Origin of the sequence: Stenotrophomonas mexicanensis (genome assembly GCF_032911605.1) — a bacterium.
Classification (GTDB): Bacteria; Pseudomonadota; Gammaproteobacteria; order Xanthomonadales; family Xanthomonadaceae; genus Stenotrophomonas; species Stenotrophomonas maltophilia_A.
Window position 1 is genome coordinate 39,230 of sequence record NZ_JAWJTG010000025.1, and the last position, 24,626, is coordinate 63,855.

The 24,626-nt window shown below is 66.4% G+C and carries 28 protein-coding genes, 5 tRNA genes and 1 riboswitch; of the genes, 9 read left to right on the forward strand and 24 right to left on the reverse strand.

Features of this window, described 5'->3' with window-relative positions; all coding sequences use genetic code 11:
• Positions 1-6 precede the first annotated feature (6 nt).
• Positions 7-70: riboswitch (Fluoride riboswitch) on the forward strand.
• A gap of 82 nt (positions 71-152) precedes the next feature.
• Positions 153-545: a fluoride efflux transporter CrcB gene (gene crcB, locus R1L06_RS12270; RefSeq protein ID WP_317217829.1), complete on the forward strand. Its 393-nt coding sequence runs from the start codon at positions 153-155 to the stop codon at positions 543-545.
• A gap of 3 nt (positions 546-548) precedes the next feature.
• Here crcB and R1L06_RS12275 read toward each other — a convergent pair whose 3' ends face one another.
• Both R1L06_RS12275 and R1L06_RS12280 read right to left on the reverse strand, forming a co-directional pair.
• Entirely contained in the window at positions 549-1,382 is an 834-nt protein-coding gene (locus tag R1L06_RS12275) for an AraC family transcriptional regulator (RefSeq protein WP_032128928.1), read from the reverse strand.
• Between the two features lie 96 nt (positions 1,383-1,478).
• Complete coding sequence (locus R1L06_RS12280; RefSeq protein WP_317217830.1) at positions 1,479-1,991, reverse strand: P-loop nucleotide/nucleoside kinase family protein; 513 nt, start codon at positions 1,989-1,991, stop codon at positions 1,479-1,481.
• 261 nt (positions 1,992-2,252) lie between these two features.
• Here R1L06_RS12280 and R1L06_RS12285 point away from each other — a divergent pair, with 261 nt between their 5' ends.
• The 3 genes from R1L06_RS12285 to R1L06_RS12295 all read left to right on the forward strand — a co-directional run bounded on the left by R1L06_RS12285 (position 2,253) and on the right by R1L06_RS12295 (position 4,498).
• The gene (locus R1L06_RS12285; RefSeq protein ID WP_317217831.1) at positions 2,253-3,326 is read left to right on the forward strand and encodes an alpha/beta hydrolase family protein; all 1,074 of its coding nucleotides are present in this window, start codon (positions 2,253-2,255) and stop codon (positions 3,324-3,326) included.
• Between the two features lie 88 nt (positions 3,327-3,414).
• Positions 3,415-3,615 (forward strand): hypothetical protein, encoded by a 201-nt coding sequence (locus tag R1L06_RS12290; RefSeq protein ID WP_032128925.1) that lies wholly within the window; start codon positions 3,415-3,417, stop codon positions 3,613-3,615.
• Positions 3,616-3,733: 118 nt separating this feature from the next.
• A complete protein-coding gene (locus R1L06_RS12295; protein ID WP_317217832.1) occupies positions 3,734-4,498 on the forward strand; it encodes a thioesterase family protein in 765 nt (254 codons plus the stop codon).
• Positions 4,499-4,513: 15 nt separating this feature from the next.
• Here the strand turns inward: R1L06_RS12295 and R1L06_RS12300 are convergent, their stop codons facing one another.
• Positions 4,514-4,783, reverse strand: a complete 270-nt coding sequence (locus R1L06_RS12300) for a hypothetical protein (protein WP_032128923.1) — start codon at positions 4,781-4,783, stop codon at positions 4,514-4,516.
• A 123-nt stretch (positions 4,784-4,906) separates the two neighbouring features.
• Positions 4,907-5,611, reverse strand: a complete 705-nt coding sequence (locus tag R1L06_RS12305; RefSeq protein ID WP_049420989.1) for an ArsR/SmtB family transcription factor — start codon at positions 5,609-5,611, stop codon at positions 4,907-4,909.
• Between the two features lie 105 nt (positions 5,612-5,716).
• On the opposite strand from R1L06_RS12305, the gene R1L06_RS12310 reads away from it, so the two are divergent.
• Entirely contained in the window at positions 5,717-6,358 is a 642-nt protein-coding gene (locus R1L06_RS12310) for a flavin reductase family protein (RefSeq protein WP_317217833.1), read from the forward strand.
• A 10-nt stretch (positions 6,359-6,368) separates the two neighbouring features.
• On the opposite strand, the gene R1L06_RS12315 is transcribed toward R1L06_RS12310, so the two are convergent.
• Positions 6,369-6,890: a GNAT family N-acetyltransferase gene (locus R1L06_RS12315; RefSeq protein ID WP_285301527.1), complete on the reverse strand. Its 522-nt coding sequence runs from the start codon at positions 6,888-6,890 to the stop codon at positions 6,369-6,371.
• Positions 6,891-6,997: 107 nt separating this feature from the next.
• Between R1L06_RS12315 and R1L06_RS12320 the strand changes: the two genes are divergently transcribed.
• Entirely contained in the window at positions 6,998-7,402 is a 405-nt protein-coding gene (locus tag R1L06_RS12320; RefSeq protein WP_317217834.1) for an NUDIX domain-containing protein, read from the forward strand.
• A 75-nt stretch (positions 7,403-7,477) separates the two neighbouring features.
• Here R1L06_RS12320 and R1L06_RS12325 read toward each other — a convergent pair.
• The 3 genes from R1L06_RS12325 to R1L06_RS12335 all read right to left on the reverse strand — a co-directional run bounded on the left by R1L06_RS12325 (position 7,478) and on the right by R1L06_RS12335 (position 7,911).
• A tRNA-Cys gene (locus tag R1L06_RS12325) sits at positions 7,478-7,551 on the reverse strand.
• A 66-nt stretch (positions 7,552-7,617) separates the two neighbouring features.
• Positions 7,618-7,693, reverse strand: a tRNA-Gly gene (locus R1L06_RS12330).
• A gap of 142 nt (positions 7,694-7,835) precedes the next feature.
• Positions 7,836-7,911, reverse strand: a tRNA-Gly gene (locus R1L06_RS12335).
• 130 nt (positions 7,912-8,041) lie between these two features.
• Between R1L06_RS12335 and R1L06_RS12340 the strand changes: the two genes are divergently transcribed.
• Together R1L06_RS12340 and R1L06_RS12345 are read left to right on the forward strand one after the other, a co-directional pair.
• Positions 8,042-8,443, forward strand: coding sequence for a hypothetical protein (locus R1L06_RS12340; protein ID WP_107433538.1), 402 nt, complete (start codon positions 8,042-8,044; stop codon positions 8,441-8,443).
• A complete protein-coding gene (locus tag R1L06_RS12345) occupies positions 8,436-8,885 on the forward strand; it encodes a hypothetical protein (RefSeq protein WP_317217835.1) in 450 nt (149 codons plus the stop codon). Before R1L06_RS12340 ends, R1L06_RS12345 begins: the two co-directional genes overlap by 8 nt.
• A gap of 2 nt (positions 8,886-8,887) precedes the next feature.
• Here the strand turns inward: R1L06_RS12345 and R1L06_RS12350 are convergent, their stop codons facing one another.
• The 4 genes from R1L06_RS12350 to R1L06_RS12365 are packed head-to-tail and all read right to left on the reverse strand — an operon-like array spanning position 8,888 to position 13,137.
• On the reverse strand, positions 8,888-9,802 hold the full coding sequence (locus R1L06_RS12350; RefSeq protein ID WP_317217836.1) for an HlyD family secretion protein: 915 nt from the start codon (positions 9,800-9,802) through the stop codon (positions 8,888-8,890).
• Positions 9,799-10,527 (reverse strand): ABC transporter ATP-binding protein, encoded by a 729-nt coding sequence (locus R1L06_RS12355; protein ID WP_004152366.1) that lies wholly within the window; start codon positions 10,525-10,527, stop codon positions 9,799-9,801. Before R1L06_RS12355 ends, R1L06_RS12350 begins: the two co-directional genes overlap by 4 nt.
• A 10-nt stretch (positions 10,528-10,537) precedes the next feature.
• Positions 10,538-11,677, reverse strand: a complete 1,140-nt coding sequence (locus R1L06_RS12360; protein WP_317217837.1) for an ABC transporter permease — start codon at positions 11,675-11,677, stop codon at positions 10,538-10,540.
• Positions 11,674-13,137 carry an efflux transporter outer membrane subunit gene (locus tag R1L06_RS12365; protein WP_317217838.1) on the reverse strand — a complete coding sequence of 488 codons (1,464 nt, stop codon included), beginning with the start codon at positions 13,135-13,137 and terminating at the stop codon, positions 11,674-11,676. Before R1L06_RS12365 ends, R1L06_RS12360 begins: the two co-directional genes overlap by 4 nt.
• Before the next feature lie 190 nt (positions 13,138-13,327).
• On the opposite strand from R1L06_RS12365, the gene R1L06_RS12370 reads away from it, so the two are divergent.
• A complete protein-coding gene (locus tag R1L06_RS12370) occupies positions 13,328-13,675 on the forward strand; it encodes a hypothetical protein (protein WP_317217839.1) in 348 nt (115 codons plus the stop codon).
• Between the two features lie 66 nt (positions 13,676-13,741).
• Here R1L06_RS12370 and R1L06_RS12375 read toward each other — a convergent pair.
• The 12 genes from R1L06_RS12375 to R1L06_RS12430 all read right to left on the reverse strand — a co-directional run bounded on the left by R1L06_RS12375 (position 13,742) and on the right by R1L06_RS12430 (position 24,626).
• Positions 13,742-13,817 (reverse strand) — tRNA-Gly (locus R1L06_RS12375).
• 115 nt (positions 13,818-13,932) lie between these two features.
• Positions 13,933-15,039, reverse strand: a complete 1,107-nt coding sequence (locus R1L06_RS12380; protein ID WP_317217840.1) for an NAD(P)/FAD-dependent oxidoreductase — start codon at positions 15,037-15,039, stop codon at positions 13,933-13,935.
• Positions 15,040-15,176: 137 nt separating this feature from the next.
• Positions 15,177-15,252 (reverse strand) — tRNA-Gly (locus tag R1L06_RS12385).
• A 293-nt stretch (positions 15,253-15,545) separates the two neighbouring features.
• A complete protein-coding gene (gene pgsA / locus R1L06_RS12390; RefSeq protein ID WP_012510614.1) occupies positions 15,546-16,172 on the reverse strand; it encodes a CDP-diacylglycerol--glycerol-3-phosphate 3-phosphatidyltransferase in 627 nt (208 codons plus the stop codon).
• A gap of 18 nt (positions 16,173-16,190) precedes the next feature.
• A complete protein-coding gene (gene uvrC, locus R1L06_RS12395) occupies positions 16,191-18,035 on the reverse strand; it encodes an excinuclease ABC subunit UvrC (RefSeq protein WP_071228378.1) in 1,845 nt (614 codons plus the stop codon).
• A complete protein-coding gene (locus R1L06_RS12400; protein ID WP_317217841.1) occupies positions 18,032-19,444 on the reverse strand; it encodes a hypothetical protein in 1,413 nt (470 codons plus the stop codon). The genes uvrC and R1L06_RS12400 overlap by 4 nt, the downstream gene beginning before the upstream one ends.
• On the reverse strand, positions 19,441-19,929 hold the full coding sequence (locus R1L06_RS12405; RefSeq protein WP_317217842.1) for a low molecular weight protein-tyrosine-phosphatase: 489 nt from the start codon (positions 19,927-19,929) through the stop codon (positions 19,441-19,443). Before R1L06_RS12405 ends, R1L06_RS12400 begins: the two co-directional genes overlap by 4 nt.
• Positions 19,926-20,699 carry a 3-deoxy-manno-octulosonate cytidylyltransferase gene (gene kdsB / locus R1L06_RS12410; protein ID WP_317217843.1) on the reverse strand — a complete coding sequence of 258 codons (774 nt, stop codon included), beginning with the start codon at positions 20,697-20,699 and terminating at the stop codon, positions 19,926-19,928. The genes R1L06_RS12405 and kdsB overlap by 4 nt, the downstream gene beginning before the upstream one ends.
• A gap of 74 nt (positions 20,700-20,773) precedes the next feature.
• Complete coding sequence (gene lpxK, locus R1L06_RS12415; RefSeq protein WP_032128905.1) at positions 20,774-21,793, reverse strand: tetraacyldisaccharide 4'-kinase; 1,020 nt, start codon at positions 21,791-21,793, stop codon at positions 20,774-20,776.
• Complete coding sequence (gene msbA / locus R1L06_RS12420; protein WP_032128904.1) at positions 21,793-23,541, reverse strand: lipid A export permease/ATP-binding protein MsbA; 1,749 nt, start codon at positions 23,539-23,541, stop codon at positions 21,793-21,795. Before msbA ends, lpxK begins: the two co-directional genes overlap by 1 nt.
• Positions 23,538-23,960, reverse strand: a complete 423-nt coding sequence (locus tag R1L06_RS12425) for an ExbD/TolR family protein (RefSeq protein WP_032128903.1) — start codon at positions 23,958-23,960, stop codon at positions 23,538-23,540. Before R1L06_RS12425 ends, msbA begins: the two co-directional genes overlap by 4 nt.
• A 3-nt stretch (positions 23,961-23,963) precedes the next feature.
• Positions 23,964-24,626, reverse strand: coding sequence for a MotA/TolQ/ExbB proton channel family protein (locus R1L06_RS12430; protein WP_317217844.1), 663 nt, complete (start codon positions 24,624-24,626; stop codon positions 23,964-23,966).

Below are 24,626 nucleotides of genomic sequence, written 5' to 3' on the forward strand. Positions count from 1 at the left end.
AGCATGGACCGCGATGGGGATGGGGCTCCCCCGATAACCGCCTGAGAAGGCTGATGGCTCCTGCCAGGACGAACCCGGTGTTCGTCGACGGCAGGTCGTGCCTGCCCTCGGCGTTCGCCATTGACCCTGCGAACCCGCATTCGAGGCACGCCATGCAAACACTGAACGATTATTTCCTGGTCTTCGTCGGAGGCGGCATCGGTGCCTGCCTGCGCCATGCCTGCAACCTGATCGGCGCGCGGGTGGCCGTCGGCAGTCCCTGGCCCTGGTCGACCTTCCTGATCAACGTCAGCGGCGCCCTGCTGATGGGCGTGGTGGTCGAGGTCTTCGCGATGCGCAATGGCGCCTCGCCGCAGCTGCGCCTGCTGCTGGCCACCGGCATCCTCGGCGGCTACACCACGTTTTCCACCTATGCGCTGGAGATCGGCCTGCTGCTGCAGCGTGGCCAGCATGGGCTGGCGGCTCTGTATGCCGGCGGCTCGGTGGCACTGGGCCTGGCCGGCCTGTTCGGTGGGATGAAGCTGGCCCGGCTGGTGCTCGGCTGACGCTCAGGCCGCACTGGCACGGGCCTGCCCCCGCCATTCCCGCGGCGACTGCCCGGTGTGCGCCTTGAACGCGCGCGACAGCGCCGCTTCGCTGCCATAGCCCACATCATCGGCAATCCGCTTCAGCGGCCGCCCCTGGCGCAGTGCCTGCTGCGCCAACCCCACCCGCCAGCCCTGCAGGTACTGGCCCGGCGTGGTGCCCATCGCCTCGCGGAAGCTGGCGGCGAACACGCTGCGTGACATGCCGGCCACTTCGGCCAGGTCTTCCAGCGTCCACGCCTGCGCCGGCGCTTCATGCATCGCCACCAGCGCCAACCGCAGCCGCGGATGACCCAGCCCGGCGAACAGGCCGCCACGCATCTCGCCGCCTTCCATCAGCTGGCGCAGCACCTGGATCATCACCACCTCGAACAGCCGGTTGACCATCGCCGCCCGCCCGCAACGCTGCTCGAACGCTTCTTCGAACAGCAGTTCCAGCGCCGCGTTGCCGCCATACAGATCGGCCAGCGGCAGGCAGATGAAATCAGGCAGCGCGGCGCTGATCGGATTGAGCCGGCCACCCTCGAAATGCAGGTTGGCGCAGGCCATGTCGGCGCCCTGCTGCGGGTCGGTGCTGAATCGATGCGGCATCGGCCGCGGATACAGCAGCAGGCTCGGCACTTCGACCTGCACGGTCTGCTGCCCGTGGCTGACCTGCACCGGCCCGCGCCGCACCAGGTGCAGCTGGCCCGCCTCGTCTTCGCCCTCCAGCGTGTTGATGCCGCACAGCGCACCGGCATGGAATACCGAAGCGGTCACCGCAAAACGTTCAAGCAGTATGGCGAGACGGTCGACCATGACGGGACTCCGGGTCAAGCGAGGCGAGCTCAATGCGACAGATCGTATCGGAATCACCACCGAAATGGTCGACTGAACGCCGCCCTCTCCGCGCCCTCAAGCCTCCTGTGAATGACGGATCACCACGAAGCCCTCCTCCTGCGCAGGTGCCACGAAGTGACGGGTGATCTGCTCGAAGGCTTCGTCGCTGGGCTGGAACGGGTGCTCACCGCGCGCGTTGCGGGCATGCAGCCGCGCCTTGCAGATGGCGTCGGCAACATCGAGAAAATGCAGCTGGTGGGCAACACCGGCCGACTCGAACAGTTCGCGGCCCCATGCACGGGCGGCCGGCGTGTTGAACGGAACGTCGAGCACGACCGAAACGCCGGCCCGCAGGATCGCGCATACATGCCGCGTCAGCGCTCCGCGCAGCGCGGCCGCGCGCTGCAGGTAATCGGCAACGGAATGGATCTGGTCGGGATACAGCGCGGCCAGCCAGGCGTCCTCGCTGATCAGCACGTGACGTGGCTGCGCCGCCAGCTGCTGCGACAGGGTGGATTTGCCGGCACCGATCTTGCCGCACACCAGGTGCAGGATCGGCGCATTGTCGGTCGATGAAAGATGATGCATCTGCGTTCTCCTTGATGGATTCCAGTACCCGGGAGAGCGCCGCATGCAACCCGCCTTCCCGGGCGGGTTGCATGGCCGTGGCGACCGCGCGCTATCCCGCCTTCCCGTGGGGAATGCGGATAATCGACGCGGTGCTGTGCAGGACCATGCCGCCAGCGTAGAGCGCAGCCTGGCCGGCGGGCAATCCCCTGCGGCAGTGCAGCGCGCGCAAGGTTTTGCGGGGATCTATGCTCGGCGCCATTCCCGCATGGAATGACCACGATGCGACCCTTGCCTGGATACGCGCTTGCCCTCTGCCTGATGCCTTGGATGACATCGCTGGCTGCACCGCCGCCAGCGCCGCGTACCCTCAGCGGCGAGCTGCAGGGCGCACCCTGGCGGCTGGATGTGCCGGCGAACTGGAATGGGGAGCTGGTGATGCTGGCCCATGGCTATGAACCGGTGGGCGCGCCGCGTACTACGCCGATGACGGCCAATGACAGCACCGCGCCACTGCTTGCCGCGGGCTACGCGGTTGCGCAGAGTGCCTATGCGAGCCAGGGCTGGGCGGTGGCCGATGCGATCACCGACATGGAAGGCCTGCGCCAACATGCCCTGATTGAACTCACGCGTGTTCGCCATACCTGGATGCTCGGATTCTCAATGGGAGGCGCTGTCACCATCAGCACCCTCGAACGCTTCCCGCAGCACTACACCGGCGGCGTCTCGCTGTGCGGTGCCAATCTCAGTGGCGAACAGATCGCCGCAGCTCTGCTGACCACGCTGGTCGCCTTCGATTACTTTTTCCCCAACGCTGCAGGCCTGCCGGCCACCGGACTGGCTTCGCATGAAGCGGCCGTGCTGCCGCAGGGAGTGCTCTATCAGGGCATCGCCGACGCGCTGCAACGGAATCCCCAGCATGCCGACGTGCTCGCCAAGCGACTGCAGGTCGCTCCGGATGCACTAGCCGGGACAATCAGCCTGCACACGCTGGTCCTGCATGAACTGGCCACGCGCAGCGGCGGCATGCCGGCCGGCAACCTTGGTGTGGTGTACAGCGGATTCGGTGACGACGCCGCGTTCAATGCCGGCGTGCAGCGCATCGCTCCCGTGCCTGCGGCACAGGCCGATGTCCGCGCGAAGCTGGCACTGAGCGGCGCGTTGAAGCGACCGCTGGTGGTCCAGTTCAACAACAACGATCCCACCATCGTGCCGCACATGCAGGCGGTGTATCCGCAGATGGCCGCACAGGCCGGCGCGCGACCATTGCCGCGCGTGCTGCCGCCGGTGGGCGAAGGGCATTGTGGCTTCTCTGAAGCACAGGTTGTCGACGCCTTGAAGGCAATCCAGCGTTGAGCTCAACGTGTCGCAGCGCATCAGGGGCGCGCCATAAGGACTGCTATGGTGGCCGGGCCCATTGACGGGCACACAAAGGACTGACGTGATGATCAAGACGACCTTGAAGACCGTGATGTTCCTTGGCATGGCCGTGACCGGGCTGGCCTTCGCCGCAGGCCCCTGTGAATTCTGCAGCCAGCAGTACGAATATTGTCTGCGCGCAACTTCAGGCCCACTGGCCAAGACACCCGCAGAATGCCTGGCCCAGTACAAGATGTGCCGCGAAATGGATTGCCAGTCCTCCTGACCGGCATCCGGCCGGCTCCTGCGGGAGCCGGCTCAGCCGGCCACGCTGCCAAACGCTTACGATGCAGGGACCCGCGCAGCATCTGCCGCCTCCCCTCCCTGCTGACACAACGCATACGATGGCCTTCTTCGAACGACTGAGCGACACCCGCTACCTGCCGACCGAACACACGGGCGGCGCCTGGAACATCCGCGAACAACACATCGCACCTGCGATCGGGCTGCTGGCGCACCACCTGGAACGTGACGCCGCAGCGCGTGGGCACGGTTTTCTGATCGCGCGCCTGTCCTACGACATCCTCGGCACCATTCCGATCGAAGCGATGGAGGCCGACGTACAGGTGCTGCGCGGTGGTCGCACCATCGAACTGGTCGAAGCCACACTGCGCCATGACGATCGCCCGGCGCTGCGCGTGCGTGCATGGCTGATGCGCCCGAACGATACGCAGGCCATCGCCGGCACGCCGATCACCGGCATTGCGCCGCCGGAATCAATGCCCGCGTGGGACCCGGGTACGGTCTGGCCAGGCGGTTTCATCAAGAGTGTGGAGATCCGCCGACATGATCAGGGGCCCGGCCGTGCCACCTACTGGGCGCACGCGAAGCACGCGCTGCTGGACGGCGAGCCGGTCAGTCCGCTGGCCCGTGCCGCCACCCTGTTCGATCTGTCCAATGGCATGGCCGTGCGCGCCGATCCGAAGGAGGTCGCCTTCCCCAACCTCGATCTGACCGCGCACCTGTTCGGCATGCCCGAAGGCGAGTGGCTGGGCTTCGACACGTCGGTGTCGTTTGGCCACCAGGGTCTCGGCTTGACCAGCACCGTGCTGCACGATGCGCGCGGTCCGATCGGCATGCTCGGCCAGGCACTGACCGTACGCCCGTGACCCCAAAGGGCGGCGTCAGCCGCCCAGCGTACCCATGGTGAAGGTGTAGCCGGAGCTCATCAGGAATTCGCGCATGCGCATCTCCGCGCGCCGCGGTGAGGCGAGGTTGGCCGGTGCATACAGCGCGTAGACCACGCCCGCGCCTTCGATGGCTTCACGCCGCACGCCACAGTGGCGGGTCTCCGAAGCAATCACCCATCCATCCTTCAGCCGATCCGGTCCGATCGACTGGCCGTTCATCAGGCGGAACGTCAGCCAACGTACTTCCACAGAAGATTTGCTCATTGCCGGCATACCGCCAGCGTGCCGCGATCGTTCATGTCCTTGCTCGCCATTGCAGCTCCCTAAGACTTGGAACTCGACCATAGCGCCTTGCCATGTCGTGGGCGAATGAGACTGGAGGGGCCCTTATGTCGCCAGGCCGAACCGCGTCCACAGCGCTTCGCGCCCCGGCTGCGTCAGGCGCAGTTCGCGTCGACCCTCAACCCGCCGAAGCCAATCGTTCTTCACGAAGCTGTCCAGCATCGCCTCGCCGACCAGCCCGGCCAGATGCGGGCGCCGCTCGGTGCAGTCCAGGCATCCTCGGCAGTAGCGCGCAGGCTTGACCGTCACGGGAAGCCGCAGCAGCTCAGCCAGCGGCTGGCCGAGCTCCTGCAGGAACGCTGCGCCCTCCACACTCACCCGCCAATGCGCCTGGTGCGGGACCAGGTGCCCTGCCTGCAACAAGCGGTCGGTGATCGCCACCGCATGCACACCGGCCAGATGCCGGTAGCAGGAACGCGCCTGGCGCAACGCCGGCATGCTGCGTGATGCCTCAGCGGTGCAGGACGGCGTGCGGTCCGCAACGCGCAGGATGCCCTCCAGCATGTCGGCGACTTCGTGCGAGGCCAGCCGGTGATAGCGATGGCGCCCCTGCGCGACAGCGACCAGCAGGTCGCCCTCGACCAGCCTGCGCAGATGCGTGCTCGCCGTCTGCGGTGTTACCCCAGCCACGCGTGCCAGCTCCGTCGCGGTATACGCACGCCCATCCATCAACTGCAGCAGCATGGATGCGCGCGCCTGGTCGCCAACCAGGGCACCGACGCTGACAAGGGAACCGGAGGTGTGGACCATGCCCGCATTGTGGCACGCCGTTGCAGGCCGACAGTTCGATGCAGGCCGAAGCGTCGGCACCCGCTGCCACGGCACAGTGGCCACCCCGATAGTGCAAGGCCTGCCGTGAAAACCGCTCCGATTCCCCGCCGCCGCATCACCCCTTCGGTCCTGTACCCGGGCACGCCTGTGTTGCTGATGACCACGCTGAACGACGACGGCAGCAGCAACATCAGTCCGTTGTCTTCGTTCTGGGCCCTGGGCAACCGGGTGGTGCTGGGCCTCGGCGTGCAGGGTCAGGGCTATCGCAACCTGCAGCTGCGCAACGAGTGCGTACTGAACTTCCCATCCTCCGCGCAGGCCGCACAGGTCGAGGCCATCGCGCGCGCGACAGGCTGCGATCCGGTGCCCACTGCCAAACAGGCGATGGGCTACGTGCACGTCCGCGACAAGTACGCGCTGGGAGGCTTCAGTGCGGTCGCCTCGACGCACGTCGCACCAGAGGCGATTGCCGAGTGCCCGCTGCAGGTGGAAGTCAGCGTGATGGCGATGCACCCGCCCGGCGAGGATGACGGTCAGGGCTTCGTGATCGTCGAAGGACGGATCCGTTGCGTGCATGCGCACGAAGCGATCACCGTGGCTGGCACCCAGCACATCGATGTCGCCCACTGGAAACCGTTGATCTATCTGTTCCGCCACTACCTGAGCGTGGGTGAACCAGTCGGGCGCAACTTCCGCGCGCAGACGCCGGTCCACGATCCGGCGTAGAGCGGGTGATTCAAGGTGCCGGCGATGGTGGGTGGCTGGTCACTGAAATCCAGTACGACACCATGTCCACATAGCGGCCGTCGCGCTTCACCGCGCGTGGCTCGACGCCGGATTCGGTGAAACCCAGCGATTCATACAGCGCGCGCGCGGCGGCGTTGTCCGCCAGCACCGTGAGAGTGAGCGATTCGATGCCTTCCGCGCGCGCAGCCGCGAACGCGGCAAGAAGAAGCTGACGGGCGATACCCTGGCCTCGATGGCCAGCACCCACATGGACACTGTGCACTTCCGCCGTATGCCGTCGCGCCATCCGCACCGGGCGTACGTAACGCAGGAAACCCACCAGCATGCCGTCAACGAACGTGCCGAAGTAGCGCGTACCAGGATCGCCAAGCTGGGCGCGCATCACGTCCGCCGAGTCATTCTGCGCCTCGGCCAGCGTGGACAGGAACGCCGCAGGCGACTCGCGAAGGGCCTGCAACCGTGCTTGCCAGAGAATATCGGCGTCGTCAGCGCCGAGTTGCCGGAGAAGCATGCGACACACCTGTGAGGTTGCTGATGCACAAGTGCCCAGCCTAGCGCGGGTTCGCCTGATACGGCGTGCATGCGAGAATGAAGACAGCTCCTTCTTCACTCTCCGCCATGACTGAACTGCAGATTCCCCGCGTTGGATGCGGCGTCGTCGTCCGTGATGCCGACGGCCGCATCCTGCTGATCCAGCGCGGACGCGATCCGGAGCGCGGGCACTGGGGCCTGCCCGGGGGCAAAGTCGACTGGATGGAAACGGTGGAGGCTGCCGTGGTCCGCGAAACTCGCGAGGAGACGGCGTTGGAAGTGACGCTGCTGCGCCTGCTGTGCGTGGCCGATCATTTCGAGCCTGCGCTTGCGCAGCACTGGGTCGCGCCGATCTTCGAGGCTCGGGCAGCTGCGGGTGCCGAGGCCTCCATCCAGGAGCCGGGGGTTCAGATCGGGCTGGGCTGGTTCGCGCTGAATGCTCTGCCCCAGCCGCTGACCCAGGCCACGGTGCAGGCGCTGGCCCGGCTGTAGCGGGTATCGATCCGGGCGCGTGCCGGTATCCAGGCAAACAAAAAAAAGCCCTGACCGAGGTCAGGGCTTTTCAATTGGAGGCCTCAAGCGGAATCGAACCGCTGTAAACGGATTTGCAATCCGGTGCATAGCCACTCTGCCATGAGGCCAACGTACTTCGCGCCAGGAACGGAGCCCTGACAAGACAAAACCCCATGATGGGGCCTGTCGGAGCATGGAGCGGGAAACGAGACTCGAACTCGCGACCTCAACCTTGGCAAGGTTGCGCTCTACCAACTGAGCTATTCCCGCGTAAGCCGCCATGGTACCGGAAATCCGGAACACACACCAGCGATTTCACTTTTCTGACTGCGCGTAAAGCCTTGTGGCCCAACGTGCCCCGCCTTGCCGTGGCGGGAGAAAAACAAGGCCCCTACCGGGGCCCTGTAGAATCTGGAGCGGGAAACGAGACTCGAACTCGCGACCTCAACCTTGGCAAGGTTGCGCTCTACCAACTGAGCTATTCCCGCAGATTCCGTTCGACCTGCGTCGAAGGAGCGCTATTGTGTCCAAATTCCTTCACGCCGTCAACAGTCTTCACACGATGCGGTCATGGGCGTCCGCACTGGGGTACGCTGCCCCGCCCAACCCCGTGCGCCCATGTTCCTTCGCGGCAAGCCCCTGTTGATCGCCCTGCTGCTGCATCTGGTAGTAGCGCTGCTGTACTGGGCACTGATTCCGCTGGGAATGAACTGGTATCGCGACAATTTCGGCTTCACCTCGCATCGCGACATCGGCCTTGGCATCGCCCAGTTCCATCTGTTCCATATGTTCCTCGGCGCCCAGCCACTGATTGCGGTGCTGCGGCCGCTGTTCGCCAAGCTGTTGGTGCTGGCGGTTCCGCTGACGTTCGCGACCTGGACGCTGATGCACAACCACCCGCTGCGCCTGCTGTACTTCACTGTCGGGCCTGGCCTGCTGGCGCTGGCCGCGATCGCCACATCGGTGTGCTATGCATCACGCAGCCGCCTGCCCGCTACCATGGACACCGCCGATGCCTAGACGTTACATCCGCCTGTTCTGGCTGCTAGTCGCGCTGACCTGGCTGGCGTTGATCGCTGCGCTGGTCAATGCCGGCTTCACCCCGGACTACTGGTTGCTGCACCGCCTGGAAGGCGCCGAGCTGCCCTACCCGACCAGCACTGTCATCGTGTTCGCGTTGCTGGGCACGGTTGAACTGGTCGTGGCCGCCTTGATCGTGCGGCCATGGAAACTGAAGCGACTGTGGCTGCGCCTGTTGATTGCCTTCGTTCTGCTGCTGGCGTGGTCGGTACCGTGGATGCTGTCGGCCATGCATCAGCCACCGGTGCACGGCATGCACCTGCTCTGGTTGCTGCTGCTGGACGTGGGACTGCTGCTGGCGCTGTGCGTGGTGTCAGCGGTGAGTGCATGGCGGGCGCTCAGGCGCCGAGGACGTGCGGAGGCGGCCCCACTGAAGCGCTAGGCCTACTTCCGGAACTCCACCCGCACATGCTGGCCGAAGCGCGCCTTGGCCTCGCCGTCGAACTCCAGCACACACTCCACCACCTTGGCCACGCCACGCCCCGCGTCTTCGGGCAAGCGTGCCTGCGCGAACACCGGACTGATGCGCACCACGCGCGCGGGTGGCAGTGAGCCGGTGTTCTCGGCGCCATCGCTGTCCGGCACGACGGTGGCCTTCATGCCCACCTGCACGGCATCGGCATAGGCGGAGCTCAGTTCTGCACGCACCTGCAGCGGGCGGGCCGGCAGCAGCGAGATCGCAGGCTTGCCAGCCTGCACGAATGCGCCGAGGCCCGGCACCTGGCCGACCACGGTGCCGGCTTCCGGCGCGCTCAGCGACATCTGCTGCAGTTTCAGTCTGGCGTGTTCCAGCTTGTGCTGGGCCATGTCGACCTGCGCACCGGCCACGTCGACATCGGCGCGCACACCGGCCAGTTGCTGCTTGGCTGCATCGGCCTGCTGGTTGGACAACACGCCTTCGCTGGCGCCGGTGGACAGGCGAGTCGCATTGCGCTCCAGTTCGCGCAGCTGCGCCTGGCTGCCCTTCAGACGGTCATTGGCCAAGGCGAGATCGGCAGTGGCCATCGCCACCTCCTGCTGCAGCAGGGCGCCATCCAGCGACAGCAGCAGCTGTCCCTTCTTCACCGTGGCGCCCTCCTTCACCGGCGCGGCAGTGATCGAGCCATCCACCGGCGGTGCCAGCGCGATCAAACCGCCCTCGACGTCGATGATGCCGCGCGCGACCGCAACCTTGTCGGCGGCAGCAGTGCTGGCCTTACCGGCGGATGCTTGGGCGGGCGCCTCTTTGGAACAGGCGCCGAGCAGCAATGCCACGGACAGGGCCAGGCTGAGGGGAAGCAGGTGCGACGTCTTGGTCATGGGGCGGACTCTACAGTTTCGTTCTGGCGGCGGTCATCACGGACCATGCCGTCTTCCATGGCGATCACCCGATCGGCATGCCGGATCAGGCGCGGATCGTGGCTCACGCACAGCACGGTGGCGCCATGCGCACGTGCGTAGCGATGCAGGATGTCGATCACGCGCTGGCCATTCTCGGCATCCAGCGCACTGGTCGGTTCGTCGGCGAAGATCAGCGTCGGCGACTTGGCGAAGGCGCGCGCGACGGCCACACGCTGCTTCTCGCCACCGGACAACTGCGCCGGTCGCATGTGGCTGCGGTGGCTGAGGCCGACCTCATCCAATGCCTTGCGCGCCAGCGGTTCACTTTCGCGATTGCTCATGCCGCGATAGCCCAGCGGCAGCTGCACCTGTTCCAGTGCGGTCAGTGCCGGGAACAGATTGAAGCCCTGGAACACGAAGCCGACATGGTGCAGGCGGAAGCGCTCCACTTCACTGCGCGTCATGTGGCCCACATCCTGCCCGAGTGCGTGCACGCGGCCGCCATCGGGCGCAGACAACCCAGACAGCAACGACAGCAGCGTGCTCTTGCCGCAACCGGACGGACCGGACACCAGGGTCAGCTCTCCGGGATAGATGTCCAGCGACAGGCCGCGCAGCACCGGCACCTGTACATCGCCGGACATGAAACCTTTTTCCAATGCGTCGGCCTGGAGGGTCGGGGCGACGGCGCGTGTAGAAGTCATCAGCCGGTCCTCAACGCAGCAGCAACGAAGGATCGGAGCGGACGACACTGCGCACCGCCATGATGCTCGACAGCATGGCCATCACCGCGACCAGGGCCACGCAGCCGATGATGACCATCGGCGTCAGCTGCACCGGTACGCGCTGGGTCTGCGCGATCAGCAACACCACGGTACTGAAGGCCGCCGCCAACAACATGCCCACGCCGCCGATCAACAGTGCCTGCTCGAACACCACCCGCGCCAGCGCATAGCGCCCGGCACCAAGTGCATTGAGCGTGGCGTACTCGCGCACCGAACCGGCCACCACCGAAGCAAACGACTGGTTGGTGATCACCGCGCCAACAAAGCAGACGATGACGGCCATGAACAACACTGCGATGCCGGCACCGGTATCGAACAGCCAGTACTGCTGCGAGCGGCTGGCGAACTCCGGTGCGGTCCAGAACTCGACAGGCGTGGCCTGCCCCATCGACGCGGCCAGACGATCACGTACGCCGCTGGCCAGGTCCGGCGAGCGCAGGCCCGCCACGAAATAGGTACTGCCTTCATGCGGGTCGGTACCGGCGATGGCACGCGCGGTATCCAGCGAGGCCAGCACGTTGACGCCACCGAGGCCACGCAGGCCCGGCTGTGCGGCAACCACACGCACTGCCTTGCCGTTGATCCAGGCACGGTTGTTCTGCAGGTCCACGCCCAGCGTATCCAGATCGGCGCTGTCGACGATCACCGCGCCCGGCTCGCGCAGCTGCGCGCGCAGGTCGGCGGGCAGGATGCGCGCGAACATCATCGCGTCGCCTTGGGTGGAGATGCCGGACAGGTACACCGACACGTTGCCGGTACCCTGCGCGCTGGAACGCCATTCGCCATCGACCCATTCGTAGGGTTCGACGCGGGTGACATCCGGATCCATGCGCAGGTGGCTTTCCACATCCGCACTGATTGCATGGCCGTAGTTCACGCTCTGGGTGCCGGGGAAACCGGCCCAGATATCAGCCGACGATGCCTTCACGTAGATCGCGGCGGTACCGAAGATACCCAGCACCAGCGCCGCCTGCACGATCAGCAGCACGCCGGCAAAGCACATCGCCAGCACTACCGGCAGAAACCGGCGCCACTCATAGGCCAGGGTCTTGCGGGCCAGCGCGATCATTGCTGTTCGCCCTCACCCTCAGCCGGCAGCGGTGCACCGCCAAGCGCGCGGTACAGCGAAGCAAACGCGAGCACGCGTGCGCCCTGCGCACCGATCAGATCAGCCTGCGAGGCGAGCGCGGCACGCTGCGTATCCAGTCCATCGAACTCGCTGGACAGGCCCAGCTGCACCTGCCGCGCTTGGCGCTTGACCTGCTGGCCGGCGGCATCATTGGCCGCACGCAGCGACTGAATGCTGCTGTCCTGGCGCGCCAGGCTGCCCAGCGCGCCCTCCACTTCGCTCACGCCTTCCAGTACCGCCTTGCGGTAACCGAGCAGTGCAGCATCCAGCTGCTTTTCATCGGCATTGAAGCGCGCGCGGCGCTGGCCCCAATCCCACAGCGGGATATCGACGTACGGGCCGATCGACGGACTGGAATCGGAGTTGGAGCGGGCGTTCTGGGTGAGGTTGTAGGCGTACAGGATCGAGCCACCAAGACTGACCCGCGGATACATCGCGGCACGTGCGGAGCCCTTGCTCGCCGCGGCCTGCATCACTTCAGATTCGGCCAGCAGAATTTGCGGGCGGTGGCGCAGCAGATCGGCCGGTACCTGCTGCAGCGAGAACGTGCCCAGCTTCGGCGGCGAGCGATAGGCGCGCCAAGCCGGATCCGGGCCATCACGGCCCAGCAACAATGCCAGCGCACGGGCGGCGTTGTCGGCGTTTTCCCGGGCTTGTGCGATGGCGGCGTGGGTGGCGGCCTGGCGTGCACGCAGGCGATCCAGTTCGCCAGGCTCATCCAGGCGCAGGCGCTGGCGGACCAGGGCCAGGTGCTCGCCGCGGTCATCCACCGATTGCTGGCGGGCCAGCAGGTCCTGCTGGGCCTGTGCAACGGTCAGGTCCAGATAGCTGCGCACCACGTCGGCAATCACCGCCACCTGCGCGGCATTGCGCAGCGCCTCGGCATTGCCGGCCGAAGCCTGCGCGCTCAACTGCGCGCTCTCGGCGGCACCGAACAGGCCCAGGTCCCAGATCGCTTCGATGCCGGCATGGAAGTAGGTATCGACGGCGGCGGCGTCCTGCACCTGCTTGGCGCTGGCCGAGATTTCCGGCAGGAAACGCGAGTCGGAAGTGCCGGCGACGATCCGAACGGCCTGCAGGCGCAGCGTAGCCTGCTGCAGGTCCAGATTGCCGGCGATGGCCTGGTCGACCAGGCCATCCAGTGCCGGGTCGGACAGCACTTTCCACCACTGTCTGGCATCCACTGCCACGCCCTGGCCCTGCGGCACCTGGGTCCAGGTGCTGGGCGTGCGGTCAGGCAGGTCCGGAACAGGCACCGACATGCAACCGGCCAGGGCCAGGCTTGCCAACAACGCACCAGGGCGCAGCACTGCATGCAGGGAGAGTCCGTGCCCGGCCTTGGGCACTGCCACTGAAGTGATACGCCTGACCACCAGCCCGCCAACGTGTAGAAGGAGCATGAAGGCTACCGTGCGATTGTGGAGCGAACATGGAGAAATCGTCCGAAAAAGGTCACAGCACGCGTGCGGTTCAGGCAACGCCGACCCAGTCTTTCACTACGCTTTCAATGCGTTCCCGGCACGGAACACTGGACGACTTTCACAGCGTATTGCACATTGCGGCATTGTCTTGCTTCGATGCTGCCCGACCGTGAAACGCCCCCGCCGCTGGCTGCTGATTGGCTCGATCACGACAGCGACTGTCGGTGTGATCGTGCTCGTCCTGACCACCCCACTGGTCTCGAACGCCACGCTGCTACTGATGGAGCGCAGCAACTTCATCCCTCGTGAATCTTCGATCTTCACGTTCGAGCCATATGCCATCAACCAGGGCTCGTCGAACTACTGGTTGTACGGAAAGGACCGGACCTACTACTACCACTTCACCTACGAAGACGACGTGCCCTACGTCTACATCCGGCGGGACAACCGCTGCCCCGGTTTCGACCGGCAGGATGCCCGGACCTGGTGCAGCGCCCTGCCCGGCAAGGCACGCTAGCGCGGCAGTGGTGCAACCGGTGTGACAAACGAAAAACGCCCCCTTTCGGGAGCGTTTTCTTGAATCTGGAGCGGGAAACGAGACTCGAACTCGCGACCTCAACCTTGGCAAGGTTGCGCTCTACCAACTGAGCTATTCCCGCAGATTCCGTTCGACCTGCGTCGAAGGAGCGCTATTGTGTCGATATTGCTGCACGGCGTCAACAGGAATTTTCGCGTGCATTGTGGGGCGGCGTTCAGGCCCCCAGGACCGATACCTCAGGTTCGCAGGCCACGGCGATGGAAGTAGACCTGCTCAGCGATGCGCCGCGTGGTCGCCGTGTGCAGCAGTGCGTTGAGCGGCCAGTCGGCCTGCAGATGATCCATCGCCCAGCGCAGCAGGCGCTTGCCATGGAATGCCGGCGCCACCTGCCGCGCCACCCGTTCCGCTTCCGGCCCTTGCCCACGCAGATGGCGGGCAATCGCCTCGCCGACCGCCCAGCCGTGCCGCCACGAGGAATGGATGCCTCCGGCGGACAGTGGTGAGACGATGCCCGCCGCGTCGCCGGTCAGGATCACGCGTTGGCCGGTGAACGGCCCATCCGGCCGGCCGCAGGGCACCAGCCCTGCGCGGGTGGCCGAGGGACGCGCCGAAGGCGGAATGCCGACCACATCGCGCACGTGCTCAAGAAAGCCATCGATATCAGGCGGCCGCACCTGGTTCGGGTCATGGCGCAGCGCCAAGCCGACCTGCAGCCCGGTCGGGTTCTGTGCGACCCAGCCGATGTAACCCGGTGCAAAGCGCTTGCTGACGAAGCAATGGAGTGCGTCGCTCTGCGGCAACTGGAGGCCGGCGAACTCACGTTCGACGCCGTAGAGGTTGTCACGCACCTGGCCGAGGCCGGTGCGCTGGGCAACGCGTGAGCGTGCGCCATCGGCGCCGACCAGGTAGGCGCACCGCCCTGCCCCTTCCACCTGCCAGCCGTCACCACTGCGATGGGCGTCGGTGAAGGACTGCTGCAGGCGAAGGTCGACACCGTTCGCGCGCAGCTCGCTGGCTAGCCAGCGCATCAGGTTCGGCGTATCGGTAGTGAGGAAGTAATAGCCCGGCGCGGCCAACAACAGGCTGCGCAGGTTCGGCGCATACAGGCGCACATTGGCAACGCGTTGCACCAGGTGTTCGGGCATGCGCCCCAGCCAGGTCTGCTCCATCGCTTCCTTCACCACAATGCCGGTGGTGTGCAGGCGCTCGCCGGGATCTGCCTTGCGTTCGAGTACGCACACGCGCAGTCCATATTGGACAGCAGCCAACGCACAGGCGGCACCGGCGAAACTGGCGCCGACGATGACCACGTCGTGGTCGTAGGCGGAGGATTGATGAGGCATCGCGGCGTCACCCTTGGAACGAAGGATGCAGCATCCAACCTTCATGTGGTGGGGCGATGGGGCGACGGTGAAGTGGCAATGAAGCGCGTTGGACGCAAACGAAAAACGCCCCCTTACGGGAGCGCTTTTTTTGAATCTGGAGCGGGAAACGAGACTCGAACTCGCGACCTCAACCTTGGCAAGGTTGCGCTCTACCAACTGAGCTATTCCCGCTTGGGAGGCGAAATTTTACCTATTCCAAGAATGGCGTCAAGCGCTTTTTCTCAGGGTCTGCGAGGCGCCTTGCACCGCGTATCCACGCATGGCGTGGATCTACCATGGCATCCCCGCAAACCGATGGATCCGCATCATCCGTCGATGCGGCATTTCCAGTAGATCCACGCCATGCGTGGATGGGGCATTACCGTAGATCCGTCCAGCGCGTCGAGTAGATCCACGCCATGCGTGGATAGGCGCATCGATGTGGTCAGAGCCCTTTCCTGCGGAAAGGGATCCTACCCCGGCGCTCAGTTGCCCAGCTTCTTCTGCCGCGCACGCTCGCGCGCAGCGCGCTCGTCATCGCGCAGGCTCGGCCAGGCGGCGTGCAGGTACTGCAGGCCCGACCACAGGGTCAGCACCGCGGCGATCGCCAGGGTCCAGTCGCCGATGTGGAACACCGGCCAGCCCATCCAGATGTCTTCCACCGGCACGTTCGGTGCCACCGAATACAGCAGGCAGAGCAGCGCGACCATCTGCGCCGTGGTCTTGACCTTGCCGATCATCGCCACGCGCACCTTGGCGCGCTGGCCCAGCTCGGCCATCCATTCGCGCAGCGCCGATACCGCAATTTCACGGCCGACGATGACTGCCGCCCAGAACGCCATCCACGGCGTCGGGTGACCCTGCACGATCAGGAACAGCGCCACCGCCACCATCAGCTTGTCCGCGACCGGGTCGAGGAAGGCGCCGAAGGCCGATTCCAGCTGGTAACGGCGTGCGATCCAGCCATCGAGCCAGTCAGTGATCGCGGCCAGGCCGAAGATCGCCGCCGAAGCGAAGTTGGTCCAGGTGTAGGGCAGGTAGAACACCAGCACCAGCACCGGGATCATCACGATCCGCAACAACGTCAGCCAGGTGGGCAGGGTCAACTTCATGCTTGCGTGCTTCTCTCTCTACTCGGCCGCATCAGGCGTGGCCAACCCGTGCAGGTTAGCGTAGATACGTGCCGCGAGGGCGTCATTGATGCCTTCCACCTTGGCGATTTCCGCTTCACCAGCGGCTTTCAGGCCGACCAGGCCGCCGAAATGCTTGAGCAGGCTGGCGCGGCGGCGCGGCCCGATACCAGGGATGTCCTCCAGCTTGCTGGTCATCCGCGCCTTCTGGCGGCGGCCGCGGTGGCCGGTGATGGCGAAGCGGTGCGCCTCATCGCGCACCTGCTGGATGAACTGCAGCGCCGGATTGGCCGCGCCCGGGCGCAGCTCGCGGCCATCGGGCATCACCAGCGCTTCGTGGCCGGCGCGGCGTTCCACGCCCTTGGCCACGCCCACCAGCAGCACGCCTTCCACGCCCAGGTCGGCCAGCGCGGCCTGGGCCTGGGCCAACTGGCCGGCGCCGCCGTCGATCAGCAGCACGTCCGGCAGCACGCCCTGCTCTTCCACCGCACGGCGGAAACGGCGGTCGATGGCCTGGCGCATGGCGGCGTAGTCGTCGCCCGGCTCGATGCCGCTGATGTTGAAGCGGCGGTACTGCGCGCGCACCGGACCGGCGGCGTCGAACACCACGCATGAGGCCACGGTGGCCTCACCCATGGTATGGCTGATATCGAAACATTCAACACGCTTGACCGGCTCGGCCAGGCCCAGCATGTCGCGCAGCGCGTCGCTGCGCGCGTGCTGCGCGTTGCGGCTGTTGAGTTCGGTCGCCAGGGTCAGCTGCGCGTTGCGGCTGGCCAGTTCCACATAGCCGGCGCGTTCGCCGCGCACGTTCCACTTCAGCTGCACCTTGCGCTCGGCCGAGGCTGACAGCGCGGCCACCAGCAGGTCGGCATCGGGAATCTCGCGATCCAGCAGGATCTCGCGCGGCGGCTCGAATTCGATGTAGTACTGCGAGACGAACGCGGCCAGCACTTCCTCCGGGCTTTCTTCACCGTTGGTGCGTGGGAAGAACGGGCGGGTACCGAGGTTGCGGCCATCGCGGAAAGCCAACAGCAGCACGCAGGCCTGCGAACCCTGCATGGCCACCGCCAGCACGTCCAGATCGGCGGCACGGCCATCCACGTACTGGCGGGTCTGCATGCTGCGCAGCGAGGAGATCAGGTCGCGCAGGCGCGCGGCCTGCTCGAACTCCAGTGCCTCGCTGGCGGCCTGCATCTGCTCGCCCAGTTCGCGGGTCAGCTCGTCGCTCTTGCCTTCCAGGAACAGTGCGGCGCGACGCACCGATTCGGCGTAGTCCGGCGCCGGCACCAGCTCCACGCAGGGCGCGCTGCAGCGACCGATCTGGTACTGCAAGCACGGCCGCGAGCGGTTGCGGAACACGCTGTCCTCGCAGCTGCGCAGCTTGAACAGCTTGTGCATCAGGTTCAGCGTTTCGCGCACTGCGGTGACGCCTGGATACGGCCCGAAGTAGCGGCCGGGAATGGCGCGCGGACCGCGATGCAGCGCGATGCGCGGCCAGTCCTCTCGGGTCAGCAGCACGTGCGGATAGGTCTTGTCGTCGCGCAACGAGACGTTGTAGCGCGGCGAAAGCGACTTGATCAGCTGGTTTTCCAGCAGCAGCGCCTCGGCTTCCGAGCGCGTCACGGTCACGTCCATGCGCGCGATCTGCGAGATCATCGACATGATCCGCGCGTTCTTCGGGCTGCCGTTGAAATAGCTGCCGACACGGTTGCGCAGCGCGCGCGCCTTGCCCACGTACAGCAACGTGTCGTCGGCGGCGTACATGCGGTACACGCCAGGGGCGGTACTGAGCTGGGCCGCGAAGGCCTTGCCGTCGAAGGCCGGGGCGGGAACGTCTGTCATTCGCTGATCGGGACTTCGCTGAGCACGCCGCTATCCGGGTCGAATCGCAGCACGGCATGGGCGTCGGTCTCGGCGATCCACACCGCACCGGCGCCTACCGCCAACCCCGCCGGGCCATGCAGGCGTCGTGGCAACGGCTGGGTGGTCAGTTCGCCACCGCCCAGGCGCAGCGTGCGCAGGCGGCCGTTGCCGGTATCGGCAATCCACAACAGCGGCGCATCCGGACTCAGCGCGATGGCCTGTGGGAACTGCAGGCTGGCGTCCGAACGCGGACCGTCTTCGCAGCCGAAGCGCCACGGCCCCTGCCCGACCAGGGTCTGCACCAGATCGCCGCGCAACTGCAGCGCGCGGATCGAGGAACCCAGCGCATCGGCCACGTACAGCACCTGCTGCACCACGGCCAGCGCAGTCGGCTGGGCAAAGGCAGCCAGATGCCCGCTACCATCACGCTCGTCGATGGAACCACTGCCCGCGCGCCATTGCAGGCTGCGCTGGCCCAGGTGGTAGCTCCAGATGCGGTTGTCACCAGCCATGGCGATGTGCAGCTGGTTGTCGGCAATGGCCAGGCCGACAGGATGGTCCAGCGCAACCTGCCGCGCCTGCGCGACCGGGCCTTCCACCGGTGCACCTGGACGGCCGTTGCCGCACAGCGTGTCGACGATGCCGGTCAGCAGGTTGATGCGACGCACCGCGTGGTTGCCGGTGTCGGCGACGTACAGCGAATCGCGCTCCAGCACCAGCGCCTGCGGGCGGTGGAACGCGGCTTCGGCGAGGTTGCCGTCCATGAAATCGGCGGTGCCCAGCCCGAACTGGCGAAGGATGCGGCCACCATGGCTGCATTCGAGGATGCGGTGATGGCCGCTGTCGGCGATGTACAGGCGTTCGGTACTGACTGCCAGGCCCAGCGGGAAGCGCAGCGCTTGGCGGGGTTCCGGGTGCAGTTCGCTGCCGCCACGCGGCGGCGCCGACGGTGCGCCTTCGCACAGCGCGTTCAAGGCACGCTCCAGCTCACCGGGTGCACCCTGCCCGACCAACCGTTGTTGCTCGCGCCCCTGCGCATCCAGCAGCACCAGGGTCGGCCAGGCGGTGACGCCGAAGCGGCGCCAGCCATCCCAGTCGGCATCGAGCAGGACCGGCATCGTCAGGCCCTGGCGACGCAGCAGCTTCAATGCGGCGCCGACCTCGCGTTCGAAATCGAAGCGCGGCACCTGCAGCACCAGCGGCTGCAGCTTGCCGGGGTGGCGCGACAGCCATTGGCCGAACTCGGCCAGGCGTTGCGCGCTCCAGGCGGAGGCGGCGTTGACAAACAACAGCGCCACCGGCCGACCGCGCAGTTCGGTCAGGGTGCAGGGGGTGGCGTTGAGCCAGGTGGCGAACTCGGGCAGGTCCGGGACGGGCTGGACGTTCATGACCCGATTATGCCGGAGTCGGCGTCATGCAACAGTCGTGCCACGGCACGTTTTGCAGCATCGTCGACCAATGTCCAGACCTGTTCGAAATGCTCACTGCCGCCGGTGTACGGGTCCGGGATCGACCCCCTTCCCTGCCCGCCGGTCCACGGCAGGTACAACGCCAAGCGTTCGCGCTGGGCGGGTGTGGCCAGGCGACCCGCATCGCGCAGATTGGCCTCATCGGCACACAGGATCCAGTCAAAACGGTCGAAATCCGCGACCTGCAGCTGGCGCGCGCGCAGGCCGCCGATGTCCACGCCATGCCCGGCCGCGCAGGCGATCGCTCGCCGGTCCGGTGGCTCGCCCACATGCCAGTCGCCGGTGCCGGCCGAATCGACCTGCACCCGACCAGCCAGCGGCGAGGCGTCCAGGCGCGCGCGCAGCGCACCTTCGGCCATCGGCGAACGGCAGATGTTGCCGAGGCAGACGACCAGCAGCTTCATCGGGCAGCCAGCGTCTGCAGCAATGCTTCGGCGCGTTCCAGGTCCTCGGGCGTGTCGATGCCCGGCGGGAACGGTTCGGGCGAGATTGCCACGCTGATCGGGAAACCCGCTTCCAGCACGCGCAGCTGTTCCAGCGATTCGATCTGCTCCAGCTGGCCCGGCGGCATCGCCGCAAACTGCTGCAGGAAACCGGCGCGATAGCCGTAGATGCCGATGTGGCGCAGCCAGTTGTGACCGGCCGGCAGCGTGTCACGGCTGCGTGCAAAGCCATCGCGGTGCCAGGCGATCGGGGCGCGGCTGAAGTACATCGCCTCGTTGCGCACGTTGCGCACGAGCTTCACCACGTTCGGGTCGAACAGGGTATGCGCGTCTTCGACGGTCGTGGCGAGGGTCGACATCGGCGCATTGCCTTCAACCAGTGCCTGGGCCACCGAGCGGATACCCGCCGCCGGTGCGAACGGCTCATCGCCCTGCAGGTTGACCACGACGGTGTCATCGGCCCAGCCGGCGATGCGCGCGCACTCGGCCAGGCGGTCGGTGCCGGACGCATGCGAGGTCGCAGTCATCGCCACCTTCACTTCGGCCAGGCCGGACAGTGCGTCGGCAATGCGTTGATCGTCGGTAGCGACCCAGACCTCGCCGGCACCGGCCTGCAGCGCGCGACGCGCCACGTGCAGCACCAGCGGCTCACCGCCCAGCGGGCGCAGCGGCTTGCCCGGCAGCCGCGAGGCGGCATAGCGGGCCGGGATGGCGACGACGAATTCGGTCATGGGGCGGTACTCGGCAGGCTCGTTACAACGGGAATGCGGCCGGCGGCGCATGAATGCAAGCGCCGCCGCGCCACTCAGTTCGGTCGCAGCTTGTCCAGGCGGTCGGTCAGCGCCACCCAGAATGCGGCAGGCAGCTCGGCGCGCAGCGGGACCGCGTAGTGCCAGTCATTGCCGAACGCGCGGCATTTCACCGCGTCCTTTTCAGTCATCAGCACCGGCAGCTGGCTGCCAAAGGACAGGTCCTGCGGCTGATAGGCCTGATGGTCAGCGAAGGCGTGCGGCACGACACCGATGCCACGCGCGCGCAGCATGTCGAAGAAGCGCTGCGGGTGGGCGATGCCGGCCACGGCGTGCACACGCTGGCCCTTGAAATACGACAGCGGACGGGCACGGCCACCGGCCAGCGGTTGTGCGCTGTCGATGTGCAGGGCCATCGGCCACTGGCCGAAGCCGCAGGCCTGTGCTGCAGTCTCCTCATCGGCCTGGCCGAGGTTGACCACACGGAAGTCGCATTCGCTGGCACGGCTGACCGGCTCACGCAGCGGCCCGGCCGGAATCATCCGGCCATTGCCGTAGCGGCGCTGCGCATCGACCACTTCGATCTCGATGTCGCGCGCCAGCCGGTAGTGCTGCAGGCCGTCGTCGCAGACGATCACATCGCAGCCGGCCTCGATCAGCGCCTTGCCGGCTGCAACACGATCACTGTCCACGCGCACCGGCACGCCGGTCTTCCAGGCAATCAGCACCGGCTCGTCGCCACCCTTGGCGGTCGGCGTATCGGCCTTTACCCACAGCGGCTTGTCGGCATCTTCGCGGCCGTAGCCACGACTGGCCACGCCCGGCTTCCAACCGGCGGCACGCAGGCGCTCCACCAGCGCGATGGTCAGCGGCGTCTTGCCAGTTCCACCGGCGGTGATGTTGCCAACCACGATGACCGGCACCGGCAGCGTGTAGCGCTTGCGCCAGCCACGCCGATAGGCGCGCCGGCGCAGCGCGGTGACGCCGGCATACAGCGGCGCCAGCAGGCGCATCGCCCACGGAACCGGGGTGCCGTCGTACCAGTACGGCGGGGTCTGGGTACCCTTGCCGGCCATCAGTCCTGCCTTTCGCGGAACTGCATGCTGTGCAGATGCTGGTACAGGCCACCCATGGTGAGCAGCTCTTTGTGGGTACCGCGCTCGACGATGCGACCGTGGTCCATCACCAGCACCTGGTCTGCATGCTCGATGGTCGACAGGCGATGCGCGATGACCAGCGTGGTGCGCTCGGGCATCAATCGCTGCAGCGCGTCCTGCACCAGGCGCTCCGATTCGTTGTCCAGCGCTGCGGTGGCTTCATCGAGGATCAGGATCGGCGCGTCGCGCAGGATCGCACGGGCGATCGCCAGGCGCTGGCGCTGGCCACCGGACAGCAGCGCGCCGTTCTCGCCCACCGGGGTCTGCAGCTGCTGCGGCATGCGTGCGATGAACTCCCAGGCATTCGCGGCTTCAGCTGCGGCTCGGATCTGTTCATCCGTCGCGTCCATGCCATAGGCGATGTTGGCGCCGATGGTGTCGTCGAACAACATGACCTTCTGCCCGACCATCGCCACCTGGCGACGCAGGTCGGCCAGCGGATAGTCGTCCAGTGCCACCCCGTCGAGGGTGATGCGCCCGCCGCTGGGTTCGTAGAAGCGCGGCACCAGCCGGATCAGGCTGGTTTTGCCGCTGCCGGATCGACCAACGATGGCGGTGACCGTACCCGGCTTGGCCACGAAGCTGATGTCGTCCAAGGCGATGCCACTGTCTTCGCGGTAACGCAGCATGACGTGCTCGAAGGCCAGTTCGCCACGCACGCGCTGCACCGTGTTGCGGCCTTCGTCGCGCTCGACCGGCATGTCGAGGATGTCGAACAGGCGCTCGGCGGCGGACACACCGCGGGAGATCGAGGACTGCACGCTGGTCAGGCGGCGCAGCGACGGGATGATCGCCGTCATCGAGATCATCAGGCCCATGAACTGACCGGCATTGAGGCGCCCTGCCAGTGCTTCGCGGGTCGACACCCAGACGATCACCGCCAGCGCCAGCGCGGCCAGGAACTGGACCACGCTGGAGGCACCGGCACGGGTGATTTCCACCTTCATGTTCAGCGCCAGCATGCGGTTGGCCAGGCGCGAGTAGCGCGACATCTCATGCTGCTGGGTGCCGTGCACCTTCACTTCCTGCTGGGCCGCCAGTGACTGCTCGGCGGTCTGCGCCATCGTGCCCATGCCGTCCTGGATACCGCGGCTGATGCGCCGGTAGCGCTTGCCCACGTAAGACACGATCACGCCGATCATCGGCACCACCACCAGCATGGCCACGGTCACCTTGACGCTCATCTGCAGCATCACCGCCAGCATAGCGATGATGGTCAGGGTGTCGGCAACCACGGTCTTGAGCGCATCGGCGCTGGCCTGGGTGACCTGCTCGGTATCGAAGTTGAGGCGGCTGACCATCACCGGCGTCGATTCGGTATCGAAATGCGAGGACGGCAGGTGCAGGTACTTGGCCAGCACCTGTTCACGCAGGTCGCGCACCACGCTGCGACCGGTCTTGGCCAGCGCGTAGTCGCTCACCCAGGTGGCGGCGCTGCGCATCAGGAACAGGCCAAGGATGGTCAGCGGCAGGATCACCGCCATTTTCGGTTCGGGATTGACGAAGCCACGGTTGACCAGCGGCTCCATCAGCTTGGTGAAGTGGTAGCCGGCTACCGACTCCACCGCCATGGCGATGACGGCGGCGACCATCATGCCCCAGTAGGCACGGGTGTATCCCAGCAGACGTTTGTAGATCGGCCACACCGGCGCGTGTTTGGAACTCATGGACGCACCTCGGGTGCTGTTGCAATGGCAATACGGCGGAAGCCGAGCTGACCAAGCGCATCCTGCGCGGTCACCACGGCCTGATAGGGCGTGCGGGCATCGGCACGCAACAGTACCGGCTGGGTACGGTCGCTGCCGGCAACGGCCGCGATGGTCTGCTTGACCGACTCGACGTCGCTGCGCAGCACTTCCTGGTCATTGATGAAGTAGCGGCCTTCGGCGTTGATCAGCACGCTCAACGAGCGCGGCGGCTCATTGCTGGGCTGCTGGCTGGCCGTAGGCAGCTCCACCTGGAGTGTCGAGCGCGCATCGAAGGTGGTGGTGACCACGAAGAAGATGATCAGCACCAGGATGACGTCGATCAGTGGCACCAGGTCGATATGCGGCTCATCCTGGGATCGGTCGTTGCCGATACGCATCGATCAGGCCTTCGCCGTGGCCGCGCCGGCCAGGCGCGTGGCAGCAGCAGGGTTCATCACGCCGGGGCGGCCATCCAGCGTATCCAGCAGCGCGCTGGCTTCCTGCTCCATTTCTACCACGTAACCGTGGATACGGCCCTTGAAGTAGCGGTGGAACATCAGTGCTGGAATGGCGACGATCATGCCGGTGGCGGTGCACACCAGCGCCTTGCCGATACCACCGGCCAGCTGGTTCACATCACCCACGCCATGGTCGAGGATACCCAGGAACATCTGGATCATGCCGATCACCGTGCCCAGCAGGCCCAGCAGCGGCCCGGCCGATGCGATGGTGCCCAGCGCGTTGAGGAAACGCTCCATGCGGTGCACCAGGTGGCGGCCGGTGTCTTCGATGCGCTCGCGGATCTGGTCGCGCGGGCGGTTGCGTGCTTCCAGCGCGGCGGCCAGCAGCGCGCCCAGCGGCGAGTTCGCGCGCAGGGTCTGCAGGTGGGCCGGGTCGAGCTTGCCGCGTGCCGCCCAGTTGCGCACTTCCTGGCCGAGGCCGGGCGGCAGCACTTCAGTACGTCGCAGGGACCAGAAACGCTCCAGGATGATCGCCAAAGCCAGTACGCCCAACAGCAGCAGCGGCACCATCGGCCAGCCACCGGCCTTGACCAGTTCCCACAC

What these genes read in the sequence shown, in the direction of transcription:
- R1L06_RS12355 (WP_004152366.1), bottom strand. Translation starts at nt 10,527, where the DNA reads ATGACTTCTACACGCGCCGTCGCCCCGACCCTCCAGGCCGACGCATTG.
- R1L06_RS12405 (WP_317217842.1), bottom strand. Translation starts at nt 19,929, where the DNA reads ATGAAGCTGCTGGTCGTCTGCCTCGGCAACATCTGCCGTTCGCCGATG.
- R1L06_RS12280 (WP_317217830.1), bottom strand. Translation starts at nt 1,991, where the DNA reads ATGCATCATCTTTCATCGACCGACAATGCGCCGATCCTGCACCTGGTG.
- R1L06_RS12350 (WP_317217836.1), bottom strand. Translation starts at nt 9,802, where the DNA reads ATGACCAAGACGTCGCACCTGCTTCCCCTCAGCCTGGCCCTGTCCGTG.
- R1L06_RS12380 (WP_317217840.1), bottom strand. Translation starts at nt 15,039, where the DNA reads ATGCCTCATCAATCCTCCGCCTACGACCACGACGTGGTCATCGTCGGC.
- R1L06_RS12365 (WP_317217838.1), bottom strand. Translation starts at nt 13,137, where the DNA reads ATGCTCCTTCTACACGTTGGCGGGCTGGTGGTCAGGCGTATCACTTCA.
- msbA (WP_032128904.1), bottom strand. Translation starts at nt 23,541, where the DNA reads ATGAGTTCCAAACACGCGCCGGTGTGGCCGATCTACAAACGTCTGCTG.
- R1L06_RS12305 (WP_049420989.1), bottom strand. Translation starts at nt 5,611, where the DNA reads ATGGTCCACACCTCCGGTTCCCTTGTCAGCGTCGGTGCCCTGGTTGGC.
- pgsA (WP_012510614.1), bottom strand. Translation starts at nt 16,172, where the DNA reads ATGAAGTTGACCCTGCCCACCTGGCTGACGTTGTTGCGGATCGTGATG.
- R1L06_RS12285 (WP_317217831.1), top strand. Translation starts at nt 2,253, where the DNA reads ATGCGACCCTTGCCTGGATACGCGCTTGCCCTCTGCCTGATGCCTTGG.
- R1L06_RS12315 (WP_285301527.1), bottom strand. Translation starts at nt 6,890, where the DNA reads ATGCTTCTCCGGCAACTCGGCGCTGACGACGCCGATATTCTCTGGCAA.
- R1L06_RS12345 (WP_317217835.1), top strand. Translation starts at nt 8,436, where the DNA reads ATGCCTAGACGTTACATCCGCCTGTTCTGGCTGCTAGTCGCGCTGACC.
- kdsB (WP_317217843.1), bottom strand. Translation starts at nt 20,699, where the DNA reads ATGACCGAATTCGTCGTCGCCATCCCGGCCCGCTATGCCGCCTCGCGG.
- crcB (WP_317217829.1), top strand. Translation starts at nt 153, where the DNA reads ATGCAAACACTGAACGATTATTTCCTGGTCTTCGTCGGAGGCGGCATC.
- uvrC (WP_071228378.1), bottom strand. Translation starts at nt 18,035, where the DNA reads ATGACAGACGTTCCCGCCCCGGCCTTCGACGGCAAGGCCTTCGCGGCC.
- R1L06_RS12320 (WP_317217834.1), top strand. Translation starts at nt 6,998, where the DNA reads ATGACTGAACTGCAGATTCCCCGCGTTGGATGCGGCGTCGTCGTCCGT.
- R1L06_RS12290 (WP_032128925.1), top strand. Translation starts at nt 3,415, where the DNA reads ATGATCAAGACGACCTTGAAGACCGTGATGTTCCTTGGCATGGCCGTG.
- R1L06_RS12300 (WP_032128923.1), bottom strand. Translation starts at nt 4,783, where the DNA reads ATGAGCAAATCTTCTGTGGAAGTACGTTGGCTGACGTTCCGCCTGATG.
- R1L06_RS12400 (WP_317217841.1), bottom strand. Translation starts at nt 19,444, where the DNA reads ATGAACGTCCAGCCCGTCCCGGACCTGCCCGAGTTCGCCACCTGGCTC.
- R1L06_RS12340 (WP_107433538.1), top strand. Translation starts at nt 8,042, where the DNA reads ATGTTCCTTCGCGGCAAGCCCCTGTTGATCGCCCTGCTGCTGCATCTG.
- R1L06_RS12360 (WP_317217837.1), bottom strand. Translation starts at nt 11,677, where the DNA reads ATGATCGCGCTGGCCCGCAAGACCCTGGCCTATGAGTGGCGCCGGTTT.
- R1L06_RS12275 (WP_032128928.1), bottom strand. Translation starts at nt 1,382, where the DNA reads ATGGTCGACCGTCTCGCCATACTGCTTGAACGTTTTGCGGTGACCGCT.
- R1L06_RS12295 (WP_317217832.1), top strand. Translation starts at nt 3,734, where the DNA reads ATGGCCTTCTTCGAACGACTGAGCGACACCCGCTACCTGCCGACCGAA.
- lpxK (WP_032128905.1), bottom strand. Translation starts at nt 21,793, where the DNA reads ATGGCCGGCAAGGGTACCCAGACCCCGCCGTACTGGTACGACGGCACC.
- R1L06_RS12425 (WP_032128903.1), bottom strand. Translation starts at nt 23,960, where the DNA reads ATGCGTATCGGCAACGACCGATCCCAGGATGAGCCGCATATCGACCTG.